Origin of the sequence: Streptomyces camelliae (assembly GCF_027625935.1) — a bacterium.
Classification (GTDB): domain Bacteria; phylum Actinomycetota; class Actinomycetes; order Streptomycetales; family Streptomycetaceae; genus Streptomyces; species Streptomyces camelliae.
Window position 1 is genome coordinate 2,289,424 of sequence record NZ_CP115300.1, and the last position, 18,529, is coordinate 2,307,952.

The 18,529-nt window shown below is 70.5% G+C and carries 15 protein-coding genes; 6 read left to right on the forward strand and 9 right to left on the reverse strand.

From position 1 onward, the window contains the following. Positions 1–33: 33 nt before the first annotated feature. Positions 34–981: a quinone oxidoreductase family protein gene (locus O1G22_RS10305; RefSeq protein ID WP_270081080.1), complete on the reverse strand. Its 948-nt coding sequence runs from the start codon at positions 979–981 to the stop codon at positions 34–36. Between the two features lie 114 nt (positions 982–1,095). Here O1G22_RS10305 and O1G22_RS10310 point away from each other — a divergent pair, with 114 nt between their 5' ends. From O1G22_RS10310 to O1G22_RS10320, 3 genes are all read left to right on the forward strand, one after another. Continuing rightward, positions 1,096–1,854, forward strand: a complete 759-nt coding sequence (locus O1G22_RS10310) for an SDR family oxidoreductase (RefSeq protein WP_270081081.1) — start codon at positions 1,096–1,098, stop codon at positions 1,852–1,854. A gap of 15 nt (positions 1,855–1,869) precedes the next feature. Continuing rightward, entirely contained in the window at positions 1,870–2,535 is a 666-nt protein-coding gene (locus O1G22_RS10315) for a TetR/AcrR family transcriptional regulator (RefSeq protein WP_270081082.1), read from the forward strand. 160 nt (positions 2,536–2,695) lie between these two features. Continuing rightward, a complete protein-coding gene (locus tag O1G22_RS10320) occupies positions 2,696–3,250 on the forward strand; it encodes an aldo/keto reductase (RefSeq protein WP_270081083.1) in 555 nt (184 codons plus the stop codon). A 61-nt stretch (positions 3,251–3,311) separates the two neighbouring features. Here O1G22_RS10320 and O1G22_RS10325 read toward each other — a convergent pair whose 3' ends face one another. From O1G22_RS10325 to kdpF, 6 genes are all read right to left on the reverse strand, one after another. Then, positions 3,312–5,858 (reverse strand): sensor histidine kinase, encoded by a 2,547-nt coding sequence (locus tag O1G22_RS10325; RefSeq protein ID WP_270081084.1) that lies wholly within the window; start codon positions 5,856–5,858, stop codon positions 3,312–3,314. A 2-nt stretch (positions 5,859–5,860) separates the two neighbouring features. Continuing rightward, positions 5,861–6,544: a response regulator gene (locus O1G22_RS10330; RefSeq protein ID WP_270081085.1), complete on the reverse strand. Its 684-nt coding sequence runs from the start codon at positions 6,542–6,544 to the stop codon at positions 5,861–5,863. 94 nt (positions 6,545–6,638) lie between these two features. Then, positions 6,639–7,253, reverse strand: coding sequence for a potassium-transporting ATPase subunit KdpC (kdpC, locus tag O1G22_RS10335; RefSeq protein WP_270081086.1), 615 nt, complete (start codon positions 7,251–7,253; stop codon positions 6,639–6,641). A 5-nt stretch (positions 7,254–7,258) separates the two neighbouring features. Further along, positions 7,259–9,403 (reverse strand): potassium-transporting ATPase subunit KdpB, encoded by a 2,145-nt coding sequence (gene kdpB, locus O1G22_RS10340; RefSeq protein WP_270081087.1) that lies wholly within the window; start codon positions 9,401–9,403, stop codon positions 7,259–7,261. Further along, positions 9,403–11,064 carry a potassium-transporting ATPase subunit KdpA gene (gene kdpA / locus O1G22_RS10345; RefSeq protein WP_270081088.1) on the reverse strand — a complete coding sequence of 554 codons (1,662 nt, stop codon included), beginning with the start codon at positions 11,062–11,064 and terminating at the stop codon, positions 9,403–9,405. Before kdpA ends, kdpB begins: the two co-directional genes overlap by 1 nt. Before the next feature lie 8 nt (positions 11,065–11,072). Further along, positions 11,073–11,162 (reverse strand): K(+)-transporting ATPase subunit F, encoded by a 90-nt coding sequence (gene kdpF / locus O1G22_RS10350; RefSeq protein ID WP_016434100.1) that lies wholly within the window; start codon positions 11,160–11,162, stop codon positions 11,073–11,075. A 247-nt stretch (positions 11,163–11,409) separates the two neighbouring features. Between kdpF and O1G22_RS10355 the strand changes: the two genes are divergently transcribed. Beyond that, positions 11,410–11,676, forward strand: a complete 267-nt coding sequence (locus O1G22_RS10355) for a hypothetical protein (protein ID WP_270081089.1) — start codon at positions 11,410–11,412, stop codon at positions 11,674–11,676. Here the strand turns inward: O1G22_RS10355 and O1G22_RS10360 are convergent. Continuing rightward, the gene (locus O1G22_RS10360) at positions 11,656–14,151 is read right to left on the reverse strand and encodes a sensor histidine kinase (RefSeq protein ID WP_270081090.1); all 2,496 of its coding nucleotides are present in this window, start codon (positions 14,149–14,151) and stop codon (positions 11,656–11,658) included. The genes O1G22_RS10355 and O1G22_RS10360 overlap by 21 nt on opposite strands. Before the next feature lie 833 nt (positions 14,152–14,984). On the opposite strand from O1G22_RS10360, the gene O1G22_RS10365 reads away from it, so the two are divergent. Both O1G22_RS10365 and O1G22_RS10370 read left to right on the forward strand, forming a co-directional pair. Next, complete coding sequence (locus O1G22_RS10365) at positions 14,985–16,937, forward strand: APC family permease (protein ID WP_270081091.1); 1,953 nt, start codon at positions 14,985–14,987, stop codon at positions 16,935–16,937. Between the two features lie 111 nt (positions 16,938–17,048). Next, a complete protein-coding gene (locus tag O1G22_RS10370) occupies positions 17,049–17,567 on the forward strand; it encodes a hypothetical protein (protein ID WP_270081092.1) in 519 nt (172 codons plus the stop codon). Here the strand turns inward: O1G22_RS10370 and O1G22_RS10375 are convergent. Next, complete coding sequence (locus tag O1G22_RS10375; RefSeq protein WP_333492479.1) at positions 17,480–18,499, reverse strand: DMT family transporter; 1,020 nt, start codon at positions 18,497–18,499, stop codon at positions 17,480–17,482. The two genes, O1G22_RS10370 and O1G22_RS10375, sit on opposite strands and share 88 nt — an antisense overlap. Between the last annotated feature and the right edge of the window lie 30 nt (positions 18,500–18,529).

Below are 18,529 nucleotides of genomic sequence, written 5' to 3' on the forward strand. Positions count from 1 at the left end.
CGCTCCCCCGTCTCCTCTCCTGAGACGGCTGGGTCACGGGACGAGGACGATCTTCCCTGTCGTGTGCCCGGCCATGATCCGCCGATGGGCGGCAGCGGCTTCGCGGAGCGGGTGGCTGCCGGCGATCAGGACGCGCAGCCGCCCGGCCGCCGCGGCTTCGGTGAGCCGCAGGCGCGCGGCGGCGCGGATCTCCGCGCCGGGGTCCGCGCCGGGCCCACCGCCCAGGAGCTTGATCCCGGCTCCGGCGCCGCGCTCGAACGCCGCGATCGTCGCGATGCGGGACCGGTCCGCCACGAGCTCCACCGAGACGTCCACCGCCTCGTCGGTGCCCACCAGGTCGGCCGCCGCCTGGACGCCCGCCGGCGCTGCCGCACGTACCCGGTCGGCCAGACCCGGCCCGTACGCGACCGGAATCGCGCCCAGCTCACGCAGCACCTCGTGCTTGGCCGGGCTCGCCGTGCCCAGCACCGTGGCACCGCGCTCCACGGCCAGCTGCACGGCCATCAGGCCGACTCCTCCGGCGGCGCCGTGGATCAGCACCGAGTCGTTCTCGCGCAGGCCGATCGCTTCGAGGACGTGTACGGCCGTGACGCCGGCGACCATCAGCCCGCCGGCCTGCTCCCAGGAGAGACCGGCGGGCTTGGGCACCACTGACGAGGCCGGCACGACGAGTTCGGTGGCGTACGCGCCGGGCGCTCGGTACACGATCACCTCGTCGCCGACCGCTATCGGGCCGGCGGGTCCGGTCGCGCCCGCGCCGACCGCGGTCACCACACCGGCCGCCTCGGCACCGAGCCGCATCGGCAGGTTCGCCGGATCGGTCCCGAAGGCACCGCTGTACACCTTGTGGTCGACGGGGTTGACGCCGACGGCACGGACCTCGATGCGCACCTGGCCCGGACCGGGCTCCGGTACGGCGACTTCGATCACCGACAGCACGTCCGGACCGCCGTAGGCACGCGCTACTACTGCTTCGCTCATGTCTGCGGACAACGCGGTGCCGGGAGGACCGATTCCCCCTCGCGGGCAAATTTTGAGCGGAGCGCTCCGCTCCGATAGGTTGGAGCGACGGATCACACCGACGCGGGAGGACACATGAACGCCACGACCAAGCCGACAGCCCTGGTGACCGGCGGCAGCCGGGGAATCGGCGCGGCCACCTCCCGGGAACTCGCGGCTCGCGGCTACCGCGTAGCCGTCAACTACTTCTCGAACCGTGCGGCGGCCGACCAGGTGGTCAAGCTCATCGAGGCCGACGGCGGTGAGGCCTTCGCCGTGCAGGCCGACGTGTACGACCCCGGTCAGGCGGCCGACCTGCTGGAGCGCTCCGCGCCCGAGGGGCGCCTGGACGTCCTGGTCTGCAACGCCGGTGCCCGCTTCACCCCCACCCCGGTGCGGACCCTCGCCTGGGACGACTTCCGGACCAAGGTGACGGACGAGTTGGCATCCGTCTACACGCTCACCCAGCGGGCACTGGGGCTCATGGGCGCCCAGGGGCAGGGCCGGATCGTGTATGTCTCCAGTGCCGTGGCCGACGGTCCGCCCGCCCCGGGCATGGCCGCCCACGGCACGGCCAAGGCCGCCCTGAACACCTTCGCCCGCTTCGTCGCCTACGAGGCCGGTCCCCTGGGCATCACCGTCAACGTCGTGGCACCCGGCTACGTCCGCACGGAGAGCAGCGCACGCATGCCGCAGGAGTTCCAGCGGCGGCTGGCGGCGAACACCCCTCTGGGGCGAGTCGCCGAACCGGAGGACGTGGCCCGGGCGATCGCCATGCTCGTCGGCGAGGAAGCGGGCTTCGTCACGGGCGAGGTGCTCACCGTCGACGGCGGGCACGGCGTGGCACGGCCGTAGAGGAGAATGCCTGCCATGGGTGACACGCAGACGGGCAGACCACGCGGCCGGCGGCGGGAGGCGGACCGCAACGACGCCCGCCTCCTGCAGGCCGCACGCGAGGTCTTCGCCGAGCTCGGCTGGGACGCCCCCGTCTCGGAGATCGCCCGCCGGGCCGGCATCGGCATGGGCAGCCTCTACCGCCGTTATCCCAGCAAGGAACTGCTGGCTCAGCGGATGCGCATCGTGGGGATGGAACAGCTCGTCGCCCAGGCACGCACGGCGCTCACCGAGGAGCCCGACCCCTGGGCGGCCTTCACCCGCTTCCTGCGCGACGCGCTCTCGGCCCAGGGAGCCGGCGGTCCGCTGCTCCCCCTGGTCGGTGGCCGGCTGCCGGCCACGGACGAGATCGTGGCCGCCGCCGCCCACCTCCGGGCCGCCCTCGACGACCTGGTGGACGGCGCCCACCGAGCAGGAGTGCTGCGCGCCGACTTCACCTCCGCCGACGTTCCGTTGCTGCTCGAACACCTCACCGCGCGGATCCCCGTCACCGACAAGCGCGCCACCGCGCTCCACCTGCGGTACCTGGACCTGGTCCTCGCCGGGCTGTGCACCCCGGCCGCCGATGGGCCCACCGCGCTGCGCGGCCCGGCACCGAACTGGGCGGAACTCAGGGAGCTGTGGAACGCCGCTGAGGGCTGAACCGGATACCCGGTTGATGGCGTGCCTGGGACATCTCCTTCCCCCCTCACAACGCGTCCTTCCGATGCGATGCTTGATCACGCGGTGAGCATGACCTTCGAGAAGCCGTCCGACTCCCCGAGCATCGCCCTCGTCCGCCGGCTCCACGCATGGAGAAACCATGCACACACGTACGCTCGGACGCGACCTGCGCGTCTCTGCCATCGGCCTCGGCGCCATGGGAATGTCCCAGAGTTACGGCCCGAATCCTGGTGACCGGAGCGACATGATCGATGTGCTCCGGGGTGCCGTCGACCGCGGGGGCACCTTCTTCGACACGGCGGAGGTGTACGACCCCTATGTCAACGAGGAGCTTGTCGATGAGGCCCTTGCTCCCGTGCGCGACCAGGTCGTGATCGCCACCAAGTTCGGATTCCGCATCGAGAACGGTGCCCCTGTCGGACTCGACAGCCGGCCCGAGCAGATCCGCGCGGTCGCCGCGGCCTCCCTCAAACGGCTCGGGGTGGAGCGGCTCGACCTGTTCTACCAGCACCGCGTCGATCCGGGGGTGCCCATCGAGGACGTCGCCGGCACGGTGGGCGAGCTCGTGCAGGAGGGCAAGGTCCGCTGCTTCAGGCTCTCGGAGGCCGGTGCGGAGACCATCCGCCGTGCCCACTCGGTCGGGGTCCAGGGGGATCGCTACAACGAGTACCACATGTCTCGGGTCGGCAAGTAGGCCGAGCAGCCCTCGGTGCCCCGCAGGTGGGCATGCCGGCACTCCTGCGGGGCCCGGCCGCTCATGCCGTGACGGCGGACGTGCGCTCGGGCTCCTCCGGGCGGCGCCCGGGTGCCGTGGGCAGCGTGAGGACCATGGTGAGGCCGCCGCCGGGGGTGTCCTCGGCGTTGAGGGTGCCGCCGATGGCCTCCGCGAAGCCGCGGGCCACCGCGAGGCCGAGGCCGACGCCGGCGCCGCGCGGTGAGTCGCCGTAACGCTGGAAGGGCTCGAAGATGCGGGACTTGGCCTCGTCCGGGACGCCGGGGCCGCGGTCCACGACCCGGACTTCCACGCGGTCGGCCATGGCACTGGCCGAGACCAGCACCGGCTCGCCCGGCGGGCTGTACTTGACCGCGTTCTCCACGACGTTGGCGACCGAGCGTTCCAGCAGGCCGCGGTCCACGTCGACCATGGGCAGCGTCTCCGGGATGTCGAGGTCGACGCTGTCCTCGGGTACGCCGCCGAGCGCCATGGGGATCACCTCGTCGAGGTCGGTCTCGCGGATGATCGGTGTGACGGTGCCGGTCTGGAGGCGGGACATGTCGAGCAGGTTGCCGACGAGGTGGTCCAGGCGGTCGGCGCCCTCCTCGATGGCCGCCAGGAACTCCGCCTGATCCGCCTCGGACCATTCCACGTCGTCCGTGCGCAGGGACGTGACGGCGGCCTTGATGCCGGCGAGCGGGGTGCGCAGGTCGTGGCTGACGGCGGCGAGCAGGGCGGTGCGGATGCGGTTGCCCTCGGCCAGGGCCTTCGCCTCGCCGGCCTTCTGCTGCAGCCGCTGGCGGTCCAGCACGACGGCGGCCTGAGCCGCGAAAGCGGCCAGCACACGGCGGTCCTCGGCGGGCAGAACGCGTCCGGAGAGGGCCAGAGTCAGGTGGTCACCGACCGGGACGTCCACGTCGGCCGCGTCGGGGGTGGCGCAGGGGCGGGGGCCGACGCTGCCGGCGCACGTCCAGGGAGCGACGTCGTTCTCGCGTTCCAGCAGGGCCGCCGACTCCATCCCGAAGGTCTCGCGGACCCGGTCCAGGAGTGCTTCCAGGGTGGTCTCGCCGCGCAGGACGTTTCCGGCGAGGAAGGAGAGGATCTCCGACTCGGCGCGCAGCCGGGCCGCCTGGTGGGTGCGCCGGGCCGCCAGGTCCACCACCGAGGCCACCGACACCGCGACGCCGAAGAAGACGGCGATGGCGACGATGTTCTTCGGATCGGCGATCGTCCAGGTGTGGACCGGCGGGGTGAAGTACCAGTTCAGCAGGGCGGATCCGACCACCGCGGAGGCCAGCGCGGGGAAGAGCCCGCCGAGCAGCGCCGCCGCCACCGTCATCGTCAGGAACAGCAGCATGTCGTTGGCGAGCCCGATGTCGGGGACGACACTGCTCAGCAGCCAGGTCAGCAGCGGCGGTCCGGCGATTCCGGCCAGCCATCCCCAGATGAGCCGGGCCCGGCCGAGCCGCGCGCCCCTGGCGGCGACGGGTAGTCCACGGCCCTTGCCCACCTCGTCGTGCGTGATGAGGTGGACGTCGAGGTCGGGGCCGGAGTCCCGGGCGACCGTGGCGCCGACGCCGGGACCGAAGACGTACTGCCAGCTCCTGCGGCGGGAGACGCCGAGGACGATCTGGGTGGCGTTCACACCGCGCGCGAAGTCCAGCAGAGCGGCCGGTATGTCGTCACCGACCACGTGGTGGAAGGTGCCGCCCAGATCCTCCACCAAGGTGCGCTGGACGGCGAGTTCCTTCGGTGAGGCGGAGGTCAGGCCGTCGCTGCGAGATATGTAGACGGCCAGGACCTCGCCGCCCGCGCCCTTCTCGGCCAGGCGTGCGGCCCGGCGGATGAGGGTGCGGCCCTCGGGGCCGCCGGTGAGCCCGACCACGATCCGCTCGCGCGAACCCCAGATCTTGGAGACCCGGTGCTCGCTGCGGTAGGCGTTGAGGTACTCGTCGACCCGGTCGGCCACCCACAGCAGCGCCAACTCCCGCAGCGCGGTGAGGTTTCCGGGGCGGAAGTAGTTGGACAGGGCCGCGTCGACCTTGTCCGGCTGGTAGATATTGCCGTGCGCCATCCGGCGGCGCAGGGCCTGCGGGGACATGTCGACCAGCTCGATCTGGTCGGCCCGCCGTACGACCTCGTCCGGGACGGTCTCCTGCTGCCGCACCCCGGTGATCGACTCCACGACATCGCCGAGTGACTCCAGGTGCTGGATGTTGACCGTGGAGATGACGTCGATCCCGGCGGCGAGCAGTTCCTCCACGTCCTGCCAGCGCTTGGCGTTGCGCGAGCCGGGGACGTTGGTGTGCGGCAGCTCGTCCACGAGGGCCACCTGCGGACGGCGGGCGAGAACGGCGTCCACGTCCATCTCGGTGAAGACGCCGCCCCGGTACTCGATCTCCTTGCGCGGCACCTGCTCCAGGCCGTGCAGCATCACCTCGGTGCGCGACCGGCCGTGGTGCTCCACGAAGGCCACGACACAGTCGGTGCCCCGCTCCACTCGGCGGTGCGCCTCGGACAGCATCGCGTAGGTCTTGCCGACGCCGGGTGCCGCGCCGAGGTAGATCCGGAGCTTGCCGCGTGCCATGTTCACCCTTCGAAGCGGTAGCCCATGCCGGGCTCGGTGATGAGATAGCGGGGGTGGGAGGGGTCCGACTCCAGCTTGCGCCGCAGCTGGGCCATGTAGACGCGCAGGTAGTTGGTCTTGCTGCTCTGGGAGACGCCCCACACCTCCTGGAGCAGCTGCTTCTGGGTGATGAGCCGGCCGGGGTTCGTCACCAGTATCTCCAGCAGATGCCACTCGGTCGGGGTCAGCCGGACGTCCCGCCCGTCCCGTGCGGCCTTCTTGGCCAGCAGGTCGAGAGTGAAGTCCGCCGTCTCGACCAGCGTCGTCTCCGGGACGAGCGGGGTGTCCCCGGTGCGGCGGACGGCCGCTCGCAGCCGGGCCAGCAGCTCGTTCATGTTGAACGGCTTGGTGACGTAGTCGTCGGCGCCCGCGTCGAGGGCCGCCACCTTCTCGTCGGACGACTGACGTGCGGACAGGACCATGATCGGGACGCGGGTCCAGCCGCGCAGGGCCCTGATGACGTCGACGCCGTCCATGTCGGGCAGGCCGAGGTCGAGCAGGACCACGTCCGGTTGGCGGGCCGCCGCCAGCCGGAGCGCGGTGGCACCGTCGGAGGCGGCGTCGACGCCGTACTGGCGTGCCTGAAGGTTGATCACGAGGGCCCGTACGAGCTGCGGGTCGTCCTCCACCACGAGCACCCTGGTCATGGGTGTGTGCCTCTCCTGTCGTCATGACAGCGGGAGTCGACGGACCCGGGGTTTCCCCGCGGCCGCCGACTCCCGCGCATGTCGCGTCATCCCGTCACTGCTTCGCCAGAAGGTCCTTGAGCGCGATGTTGAGCGCCAGGACGTTGACGTGCGGCTCACCCATGAATCCGAGAGTGCGGCCGTCGGTGTGCTCCTTGACCAGCTTCTGCACCTGGGCGACGGGCAGGCCGTTCGCCTTGGCCACGCGGCCCACCTGGATGTCGGCATAGGCCGGGGAGATGTCCGGGTCGATCGCGGAGGCGGAGCCGGTCACCGCGTCCTTGGGCACCTCGGACTGGGGTACGCCGTTGAACTCGGCGACCTGCTTCTTCGCGTCCTTCACCATCTGCACCAGCTTGGGGTTACTGGCGCTGAGCTGGCCGGAACCGGTGGCCAACGGATCGTAGTTGCTGTTGGACGGCCGTCCCTGGAACCACTTCGGGTCCGGCTTGTCGGTGCCCTTGATGTTCCAGCTCTGGCCGATCAGCGAGGAGCCGACCTCCTTGCCGTCGACCTTGACCATCGAACCGTCGGCCTTGGTGTGGAAGGCCGCCTGACCGATGCCGGTGACGACGAGGGGATAGACGATGCCGGTCACGACGGTGAGGACGAGCAGCATGCGCAGGGCGGCCCACGTCATACGGCCGAAGTTCACAAAGGAGTTGTTCATGTCCTTCACCCGATCCCGGGGATGAGCGAGATGAGCAGGTCGATGATCTTGATGCCGATGAACGGCGCGATCAGGCCGCCCAGACCGTAGATGCCGAGGTTCCTGCGGAGCATCTTGTCGGCGCTGACCGGCTTGTACTGCACGCCCTTCAGGGACAGCGGCACCAGCGCGACGATGATCAGCGCGTTGAAGATGACCGCGGAGAGGATCGCGGAGTTGGGCGAGGCCAGGTGCATGATGTTCAGCTTGTCCAGGCCCGGGTAGACCGCCGCGAACAGCGCCGGGATGATCGCGAAGTACTTCGCGACGTCGTTGGCGATGGAGAACGTCGTCAACGCGCCGCGCGTGATGAGGAGTTGCTTGCCGATCTCCACGATCTCGATCAGCTTGGTCGGGTTGGAGTCGAGGTCGACCATGTTGCCGGCCTCCTTGGCGGCCGACGTACCGGTGTTCATCGCCACGCCGACGTCCGCCTGGGCGAGCGCGGGCGCGTCGTTCGTACCGTCACCGGTCATCGCGACCAGCTTGCCGCCGGCCTGCTCCCGCTTGATGAGGGCCATCTTGTCCTCGGGGGTGGCCTCGGCGAGGAAGTCGTCGACGCCGGCCTCCTCGGCGATCGCCTTGGCGGTCAGCGGGTTGTCACCCGTGATCATGACCGTCTTGATGCCCATGCGGCGCAGCTCCTCGAACCGCTCCCGCATGCCCTCCTTGACGACGTCCTTCAGGTGGATGACACCCAGGACGCGGGCGCCGTCGGCATCCTCGACCGCGACCAGCAGCGGAGTGCCACCGGCCTGAGCGATGCGGTCGGTCAACTCCTGGGCATCCTGGGCGACTTCGCCACCCTGCTCCCGCACCCAGGCCACGACCGAGGCGGTCGCACCCTTGCGGATCTTCCGGCCGTCCACGTCCACGCCCGACATGCGGGTCTGGGCGGTGAACTCGATCCACTCGGCACCGGCCAGCTCGCCCTGGTGCCGCTCGCGCAGCCCGTACTTCTCCTTCGCCAGTACGACGACGGAGCGGCCCTCGGGGGTCTCGTCGGCCAGCGAGGACAGCTGGGCCGCGTCCGCGAGCTCGGCCTCCGCCGTCCCGCGCACCGGCACGAACTCGGCGGCCTGACGGTTGCCGAGGGTGATGGTGCCGGTCTTGTCCAGCAGCAGGGTCGACACGTCACCGGCGGCCTCGACCGCACGCCCCGACATGGCGAGCACATTGCGCTGCACCAGCCGGTCCATGCCCGCGATGCCGATCGCGGACAACAGGGCGCCGATCGTGGTCGGGATCAGACAGACCAGCAGGGCCACCAGCACGACCATGCTCAGCTTGGAGTGCGCGTAGTCGGCGAACGGCGGCAGGGTGGCCACCGCGAGCAGGAAGACGATCGTCAGCGAGGCGAGCAGGATGTTCAGCGCGATCTCGTTGGGCGTCTTCTGCCGGGCGGCGCCCTCGACCAGGTTGATCATCCGGTCGATGAAGGTCTCGCCGGGCTTCGTCGTGATCTTGATGACGATCCGGTCGGACAGCACCTTCGTACCGCCGGTGACCGCGGACCGGTCACCGCCGGACTCCCGGATGACCGGAGCGGACTCGCCGGTGATGGCCGACTCGTCCACCGAGGCGACACCCTCGACGACATCGCCGTCACCGGGGATGATGTCGCCGGCCTCGCAGACCACCAGGTCACCGATGGTCAGCTCGGTGCCGGGCACCTCCTCCTCGGAGGTGCCGTCCGCGAGCAGCCTGCGCGCGACGGTATCGGTCTTGGCCTTGCGCAGAGTGTCGGCCTGCGCCTTGCCGCGGCCCTCGGCGACCGCCTCCGCCAGATTGGCGAAGATCACCGTCAGCCACAGCCAGGCGCTGATCGTCCAGCCGAACCAGTCGCCCGGGTGCTGGAAGGAGAACACCGTGGTCAGGACGGAGCCGACGAGGACCACGAACATCACGGGGGACTTGACCATCACCCGTGGGTCGAGCTTGCGGAAGGCGTCGGGCAGTGACGTGACCAGTTGCTTGGGGTCGAACAGGCCGCCGCCGACACGGCCTTCGGGAGCCTTGTGCCCGGTCGGCGCGTCCTGGTGGGGCGCGAGGGTGGGTGTGGACATGGAGTCCTGCTTCTCGGTCTCTGTCTTCGAGGTGTTGGTGGTCATCACGCCAACCCTTCGGCCAGCGGGCCCAGCGCGAGGGCCGGGAAGAACGTCAGACCGGTGATGATCAGGATCGCGCCCACCAGCAGGCCGGTGAACAGCGGCTTCTCGGTACGCAGGGTGCCCGCGGTGGCCGGGATCGGCTGCTGCTCGGCGAGCGAGCCGGCCAGCGCCAGCACGAACACCATGGGCACGAACCGGCCGAGCAGCATGCACAGGCCGAGCATCGTGTTGTGGTACTCGGTGTTCGCGGCGAATCCGGCGAACGCGGAGCCGTTGTTGTTGGACGCGGACGTGTAGGCGTACAGCACCTCGGAGAAGCCGTGCGCGCCGGAGTTCAGCATCGCCGACTGCCCCTTGCCCAGTGCCATCGCCAGCGCCGTGCCGATCAGCACCAGGGCCGGAGTGACCAGGATGTAGGCGGCGGCCAGCTTCATCTCGCGGGCGCCGATCTTCTTGCCCAGGTATTCGGGCGTACGACCCACCATCAGACCGGCGATGAACACGGCGATGATCGCCATGATCAGCATGCCGTAGAGGCCGGAGCCGGTGCCGCCGGGCGCGATCTCGCCCAGCATCATGCCGAGCAGCAGCACACCGCCGGACAGTCCGCCGAAGGAGTCGTGGAAGGCGTCCACCGAACCGGTGGAGGTCATCGTGGTCGACACGGCGAAGGCCGATGAGTTGCCCTCGCCGAACCGCTGCTCCTTGCCCTCCATCGCGCCGCCCGCCAGCTGCGAGGCGGTGCCCGGGTGGGCGTACTCCAGCCAGGTCACGGCGACCACGGCGAGGAACCAGATGATGCCCATCGCGGCGAGGATCGCGTAGCCCTGCTTGACCGAGCCGACCATCTTGCCGAAGGTGCGCGGCAGCGAGAACGGGATCACCAACAGCAGGAAGATCTCCAGCCAGTTGGTGAAGCCGTTGGGGTTCTCGAAGGGGTGCGCGCTGTTGGCGTTGAAGAAGCCACCGCCGTTGGTGCCCAGGTCCTTGATGGCCTCCTGCGACGCCACCGCGCCGGGGCTGATGGCCTGCTTCTGACCGGTGAGGGTGGTGACGTGGTGGATGTCGCCGAAGTTCTGGATGGCACCGCAGGCGATCAGGACCACGGCCGCGATCACGGAGAGCGGGACCAGGATCCGGATGATGCAGCGCACCAGGTCGGCCCAGAAGTTGCCCAGGTCGCCGGTGCGGGACCGGGCGAAGCCGCGCACCAGCGCGACCGCGACCGCGATACCGACGGCCGCCGACACGAAGTTCTGCACGGCCAGACCCATCGTCTGGGTGACGTGGCTCATCGCCACCTCGCCCGAGTACGACTGCCAGTTCGTGTTGGACACGAAGGAGGCGGCCGTGTTGAACGCCTGGTCCGGGCTGATCGGCTTGAAACCGAGCGACAGCGGCAGCTTGTCCTGCACCCGCTGGAGCAGGTACAGGAACAGCACGCTGACGGCGGAGAAGAAGAGCACCCCGCGCAGATAGGCCGGCCAGCGCATCTCGGCATCGGGGTCGGCTCCCACGGAGTGGTATATCCACCGCTCGACGCGCAGGTGCTTCTTGGACTGGAAGACGGCGGCCATGTAGTCGCCGAGGGGACGGTGCACCAACGCGAGCGCGCCGATCAGCGCGGTCACGAAGAGCACGTCAGCAAGTACGGGACCCATGTCTGCGCTCAGAACCTCTCCGGGAAGATCAGGGCGAGGACGAGGTAACCCAGCAGGGCGACGGCCACGACCAGGCCGACGATGTTCTCGGCGGTCACAGCTTCGTCACCCCCCGGGCGACGAGAGCCACCAGCGCGAAGACCGCGACCATGATGGCGACGAAGGCCAGATCGGCCATCGTTGACTCCTGAAGAGGTTCGGTTGTGGAACATGGACGCTTAGAGGAAACCGCCTCTCTGGCCGGATCCGGTCACCCGTTGACGGCCCCCTTACGGCCGCGCCCACGGCTTTGACGGAACTCTTACGGCTGGTGATCCATACCGGTCGGTGACCGCAGTCCGCGTCATGAGGATGTCCAGCCGCCCGGTGTCCAGCGCGGCCTCCGTCTGGTCGGCCAGGGTCCGGCGGGCGTCCCATGCGGGTGCCGTACTCGAAGCGGCAGGCGCGCAGGCCGAGCAGGTCGGTCAACTCCGTGCGGACCTGCGGGCGCGAGCCGCGAGCCGCGACACGATCACGCCGACGACCGGCAGCAGCACCGCGGTCTCGATGTCCGCCGAGGCATTGATGTCGAAGGGGCGGCCGGGCCGGCCGTCAGGGCCGGCCGGGCCCTGAGGGGCCAGGCTCGACCCCTACGGCCTGCTCCGCGAACGGCAGCGAGACGACCATGGTCAGGCCGCCGCCAGGGGTGTCCTCGGGGCCGAGGCTGCCGTTCATCGCCTCGGTCAGGCCCCGGGCGAGGGCCAGGCCGAGACCGAGTCCGGTGGTGTTGTCGCTGTCACCGAGCCGCTGGAACGGCTCGAAGATCCGCTCCCGATCGGTCTGCGGCAGTCCCGGCCCCCGGTCCACGACCCGCAGCTCCACCCGGCCCGCCAGGGCACTGGCAGTGACCACGACCTTCTGTCCCGGCGGGGTGTGGCGGGCGGCGTTGCCGACCAGGTTGGCGATCACCCGCTCCAGCAGCGGCGGGTCGGCCAGCACGGCCGGGATGTCCTCCACGTCCGTCACCTCGACCCCCGGGATGTCGGTGAGCGCCGTGGGCAGGACCTCGTCCAGGGAGGTCGGGCGCAGGTTCAGGGTGAGGGCGCCGGCCTCCAGACGGCTGAGGTCGAGCAGGTTCTCCACCAGGCGGTTCAGCTTGGCCATGGACTCGTCGGCCGTGGCGAGAAGCTCGTCGCGGTCCTCGGGCGAGAACTCGACGTCGCGGCTGCGCAGCGAGCCGACGGCGGCCCAGCCGGCGGCCAGCGGGGTGCGCAGGTCGTGGCCGACGGCCCGCAGCAGAGCTGTGCGCAGCCGGTCGGCGGCCTTCACCGGCTCCACCTCGGCCGCCGCCTCGGCCAGCCGGGCCCGCTCCACCGCCGAGCCGACGTGCGCGGCGAACGCGGCCAGCACCCGCCGCTCGGAGGAGGAGAGGGTACGGCCGCGCAACACCAGGTACGCACCCGGACCGGCCGGTACGAAGGTGGCGCCGTCGGTGTCCGGTGGCTCGTCCGCCAGTTCCGCCGACTCCATGCCGAAGGTCTCGCGGGTCCGCTCCAGCAGGGCTGGAATGGTCGCCTCGCCGCGCACGATGGTGCCGGCCAGCGAGGACATGGTCTCGGCCTCGGCGGTGGCACGGGCCGAGCGCCGGGACAGCCGCAGCGAGCGGTCCACGACCCCGGCCACGGTCGCCGCGACGACCGCGAACACGGAAGGCGCCAGAACGGCGTTGGCGTCCTTCAGGGCGAAGGAGCCGATGGGCGGGATGAACCAGTAGTTCAGCAGCAGTGACGCCGTCACCGAGGCGACCACTGCGGAGGCGACCCCACCTATGCACGCCACACCGACCACGGCCAGCAGGAACAACAGCGCCTCGCTGGTCAGGTCCAGCGTGCCGCGCACCTGGGCGAGCACGGCCGTGAGCAGCACGGGCAGCACCAGCCCGGCCACGGGGCCGGCGATCAGCCGGGCCCTGGACAAGGTGCGGCGCCGGGAGGGCAGGAGGGTGCCGCGTCCGGCCCGTTCGTGGGTGACACGGTGGACGTCGATGTCGCCGGACAGCTCGGTCACGGTCTCGCCCGTGCCGGGTCCGGTCAGGAAACGCTGCAGCCGGCCGCGGCGGCTGGTGCCGAGGACGAGCTGGGTGGCGTTCCCGGCACGGGCGAACTCCACCAGGGTGGCGGACACATCCTCGCCGATGACCGAGTGGTAGCTGCCGCCGAGGTCCTCCACCAGCCGGCGCTGCCGGGCGAGGGAGGCAGCCGAGACCCCGTCGGCCAGGCCGTCGCTGCGGGCCACGTGCACCGCGAGCAGGTCCCCGCCGGCCGACCGGGCGGCGATCCGCGCCGCCCGCCGGATCAGCGTGTCGCCCTCGGGCCCTCCGGTCAGGGCGACGACCACCCGTTCCCGGGTCTCCCACACCCCGCCGATGCCGTGCTGCGAGCGGTACTCCTGCAGCGCCTCGTCCACCCGGTCGGCCACCCACAGCAGGGCCAGCTGTCGCAGAGCGGTGAGATTGCCCGGCCGGAAGTAGTTGGCGAGAGCCGCGTCGACCTTCTCGGGCGGGTAGATGTTGCCGTGCGCCATGCGGCGGCGCAGCCCCTCGGGGGGCATGTCCACCAGCTCGATCTGCCAGGCCCGGCGTACGACCTCGTCGGGGACCGTCTCGTGCTGCGGGACGTCGGTGATCTTCTCGACGACGTCGTTGAGTGACTCCAGGTGCTGGATGTTCAGCGCGGTGATCACATCGATGCCGACGGCGAGCAGGGCGTCGATGTCCTGCCACCGCTTGGCGTTGCGTCCGTCCCCGGGGACGTTGGTGTGCGCGAACTCGTCGACGATCGCCACCTGGGGGCGCCGGGCGAGCACCGCGGCCAGGTCCATCTCCTCGAAGCCGCCGCCGCGGTACCTGCAGGAGGCACGCGGGACGGCCTCAAGGCCGTCGAGCATCGCCTCCGTGTGCGGCCGTCCGTGGCACTCCACGAAGCCGACCACCACGTCTGCCCCGCGCGCGGCACGGCGGCGCCCCTCGTCGAGCATCCGGTAGGTCTTGCCGACCCCTGGGGCCGCGCCGAGGTAGACCTTCAGTCGTCCGGGCCGTACGTCACTCATCGCCGCCGATGCGCTCCGCTCACTGGATCAACTCCCCCATGATGAAAGGGGCTGCTCCTGAGGAAGCCCCTCCCAGAACCGTGCGGGACACGTCTTAGCGCTTCCTTGGCGCCGAACCCGGTCACCTTGACACCGGTCTGACGTGACCTGGACCGACAGGGTGAAGGCGGCGTGCCGGGAAGTCCGGTCGGCAGCCTTCGCGCGCGGGTGGCGCATTGCCGCCCCCTCCGGAGTGACCTCGTGCGTGGTCGCCGGGGTGAACCTGGGAGGCCGGGGCGACCGGCTCACCAACGCCCGCATGAGACTCCAGCTGCACGCCGTGCACGGCACGGTCGTGTTCCTCCTGGAGAGCGTGGTGTTCGGCCTCATCGGGCCGGCCCTCCCGGCCGAGGTGCGGGCGCTGGCCGACGGGCGACCGCACCTGGCCGCTGTACGCCGTCGCCATCGCCGTCGCGGCCACGCTCATCGCCGTGCGGATGCCGTGGCTCGCGGCGCTGTCCGCGGTCGTGCAGCGCAAGGGCGGCGTCCACCGCCTGAACTCCTGTCCCGTCTTGAGGCTCCCTGATGGCGAATCAGCTTTGTTTGACGGCACTTTGACGGCGGCCGCCCAGCCTGCGCCTGCGCCTGCGCCTGCGCCTGCGCCTGCGCAATGGTTGTCTCTTGATCCTGATGTGCCGCCAGTTGTGGTGCGACCGGGTCTTAACGGAAGCTTGACGCGCTCGGTGAGATCGCTCATGTGCCCATGGGCCACTCTCTGCTTAGCTGATGCCGCCGTCCGTGGGATGGCCGGACCCCAACTGAGCCGCTGAGCCGCACACCTGGAGAGCACGTCGATGGCCACCACCGAACACCCGCCGCCGAGCCGACTGCGGACGTGGATGCTGGAGGGTCAGTCCGACCGGGCGGGACACCAGCAGGGGCCGTACGCCGAGGCGGGGTCCCCGCACAAGGGACAGCGCTGGTGGCGGGTGATGTGCCTGACCGGCGTGGACTACTTCTCCACCCTCGGCTACCAGCCGGGCATCGCAGCGCTGGCGGCCGGATTGCTGTCTCCGGTGGCCACCGTCGTGCTCGTCGTGGTCACCCTCCTCGGTGTTCTCCCGGTCTACCGCCGGGTGGCCGTGGAGAGCCCCCGGGGTGAGGGCTCGATCGCGATGCTGGAGAGGCTGCTGTCCTTCTGGAAGGGCAAGCTGTTCGTCCTGGCGCTGCTCGGTTTCGCCGCCACCGACTTCATCATCACCATCACCCTGTCCGCGGCCGACGCCTCCACCCACCTGGTGGAGAACCCACATGTGAACAGCCTGCTGCACAACCAGCAGATGCTGGTCACGCTGTTCCTCGTCGCCTTGCTGGGAGCGGTGTTCCTCAAGGGCTTCACGGAGGCGATCGGTGTCGCGGTCGTCCTGGTGGTGGTCTACCTGGGCCTGAACGCGGTCGTGGTGGCCGTCGGTCTGTGGCACGTGGCCACGGCGGGCCATGTGGTCACCGACTGGACCCACGGTCTGACCGCCGAGCACGGAAACATCTTCGCCATGATCGGCGTGTCTCTGCTGGTCTTCCCGAAGCTGGCGCTCGGTGTGTCCGGCTTCGAGACCGGCGTCGCGGTCATGCCGCACATCCAGGGAGACCAGGACGACACCGAGGAGAACCCCAAGGGCCGGATCCGGGACACCAGGAAGCTGCTGACCACCGCTGCTGTGATCATGAGCATCTACCTGATCGCCACCAGCTTCATCACCACGGTGCTGATCCCGGCGAAGGAGTTCAAGACGGGCGGCCAGGCCAACGGCCGTGCGCTCGCCTACATGGCGCACGAATACCTCGGCGGCACCTTCGGCACGATCTACGACCTGTCGACCATCGCGATCCTGTGGTTCGCCGGCGCCTCCGCCATGGCCGGCCTGCTCAACCTCATGCCCCGCTACCTGCCGCGCTACGGCATGGCGCCGCAGTGGGCGCGCGCCGTGCGCCCCATGGTGATCGTCTTCACCCTGATCTCCTTCCTGATCACCTGGCTCTTCGACGCCAGTGTCGATGCGCAGGGCGGCGCCTACGCCACGGGTGTGCTGGTCCTGATGTCCTCGGCCTCGATCGCGGTGGCCATCGCCGCCCACCGGGCCAAGGAGCGCGGGTGGCTCATCGGCTTCTCGGTGGTGACCGCGGTCCTGCTCTATGTCACCGGTGCCAACATCGTCGAGCGCCCGGACGGTGTGAAGATCGGTGCCTGCTTCATCGTCGCCATCATCCTGGTCTCGCTGCTGTCCCGGCTGGCCCGCGCCTTCGAGCTGCGTGTCACGCAGGTCGAACTGGACCCCATGGCGGAACGATTCATCCGGGACATGGCCAGCCGCAAGCTCCGCTTCATCGCCAACGAGCCGGGCCGGCGCGACAAGGCCGAGTACCACGACAAGGTCGAGCAGATCCGCGCCGACAACGACATGCCCGAGCAGGAGGACTTCGTCTTCGTCGAGGTCACGGTCACCGACCCCTCCGAGTTCGAGGAGGAGAGCCTGACCGTCCGCGGTGAGGTCCTGCACGACCGCTACCGCGTCCTGACCATGGAGTCCTCCTCCATATCCAACGCCCTGGCGGCCCTCGTGCTGCACGCCCGGGACCTGACCGGCTGCACCCCGCACATCTACTTCGAGTGGACCGAGGGCAACCCCTTCGCCAACTTCCTGCGCTTCTTCCTCTTCGGCCAGGGCGAGGTCGCCCCGGTCACCCGAGAGGTCCTGCGCGAGGCGGAACCGAACCGGGCCCTGCGCCCCCGCGTCCACACCGGCTGAGGACCGACCTCCGTTACGGGCGTCAGGATCCCGTCAAGATTCGCCCCGTAGGCGCTAGGACCGCGTCAGCAGCGGTCGCCGGACCCGGTACGGGCGCCTAGCGTCGGCGTCATGCGACGGAGCGGACCGCCAGGCTCGGCCGGCGACCGCCACTGGCGTGGCAGCGCCCGGCTCGCGGTGAGCTGCGCCCTGCTGTTCTGCGCCCTGAGCCTCCTGGTCGACTGGGACGCCGGAAGCCTGACGCCCCTGCGCGCCCTGCTCTGGCTCACCCTGTCGGCCGCGGTGTGCGCCGTCCTGCTTCCCCAGCGGGTGAGTGCGGGCCCCGGCTGGCTGGCGGTCCGCACGCCCTGGCGCCGGCGCCTGGTCCGCACGGACGCGCTGACGGCCGTACGGCAATACGACGGCGTCTCCTCGCACCTGGTCCTGCGGGACGTCCACGGCAACCGGCTGGAACTCGACCCCCGCGTCCTCACCGCCAACCCGCTGCTCTGGCACGAACTCGACACGGGCGTCCGCCGCTCCATGGAAAGCGGCACCTTGCGTCAGGGAGCCGAGGTTCTGGAACGGCTCGGCCACCGTATCGACGACGAGGCGCTGCAGGCGGTCCTCCGGGCGTCGGGACTCTCCTGACCCCACCCGCCACGCTGATCGTCTCGGGGGAACACTTCGCCGAGGACGGCAGCCCCAAGGTCCTCAGCCAGTGCACGCTGCGTTGGAAAGATCTTGCAGAACGGGTAGGTCTCGTCAGCCATTGCCAGGAACCTCGATGAAGGCCGGATTGTCGAACGGCCCCTTGCCGGATGACCGACAAGTTCGGCCCGCTCGCTCTCCGTTGCTCCAGGGCCGGTCGCGGAACATGCTCCGCCGGCAGGTGCGCCAGGCACTGCCGGCCCGGCAGGCGGCGGAGTGGATCGTCCTCTGCCTCGACCGGGCGGCGAGCGGGGGCGGGGACACCTCAGCCGGGCGGCGGTCCGATCGCCGCCGGACCCGCCGGCCCGGGGTCTGCTGTGGAGCAGCGCGACACCGGCGAGGGTGACGGCTCCGCCGAGGTACTCCACGGGTCCGGGCGTCTCACCGAGCCACACGTACGCGACGACGAGGGCGGTCACGGGCACCAGGTACAGCGCCGCGGTGGCGGCGGTGACCGTGAGCCGGGCGATGGCGTAGCCCCAGACCACGAATCCGGCGGCCGGCTTCAGGACCCCGAGGTACAGCGCCGCCAGGGTGGCGCCGGCCGGGGCGGCCGGCACGGCACGCGCCGTGGCGGGAGCGAGCGGGAGCAGCAGGACGGTTCCGGCCACCATCGCGTAGGCGGCGACCTCGAAGCCGCTGTAGCGGCGCAGCAGCGGCTTGATGGCGAAGTGGTACACGCCCTGCGCCACGGCGGCCGCGAGGACGGTCCAGGCCGCCGCGGTGTGGCCGCTCTCGCCGCCCGTCAGGGCGATGAGGGCCGTACCGGCGAGGGCGCAGCGGGATCCGGCGATCTTGGCCGGGCCGAGCCGCTCGCCGAGGAAGGCCGCGGCCAGCAGCGCGCTGATCGCCGGGACCGTGGCGACGATCAGGGCGGCGGTGCCCGCCGAGCTACTTGTTGG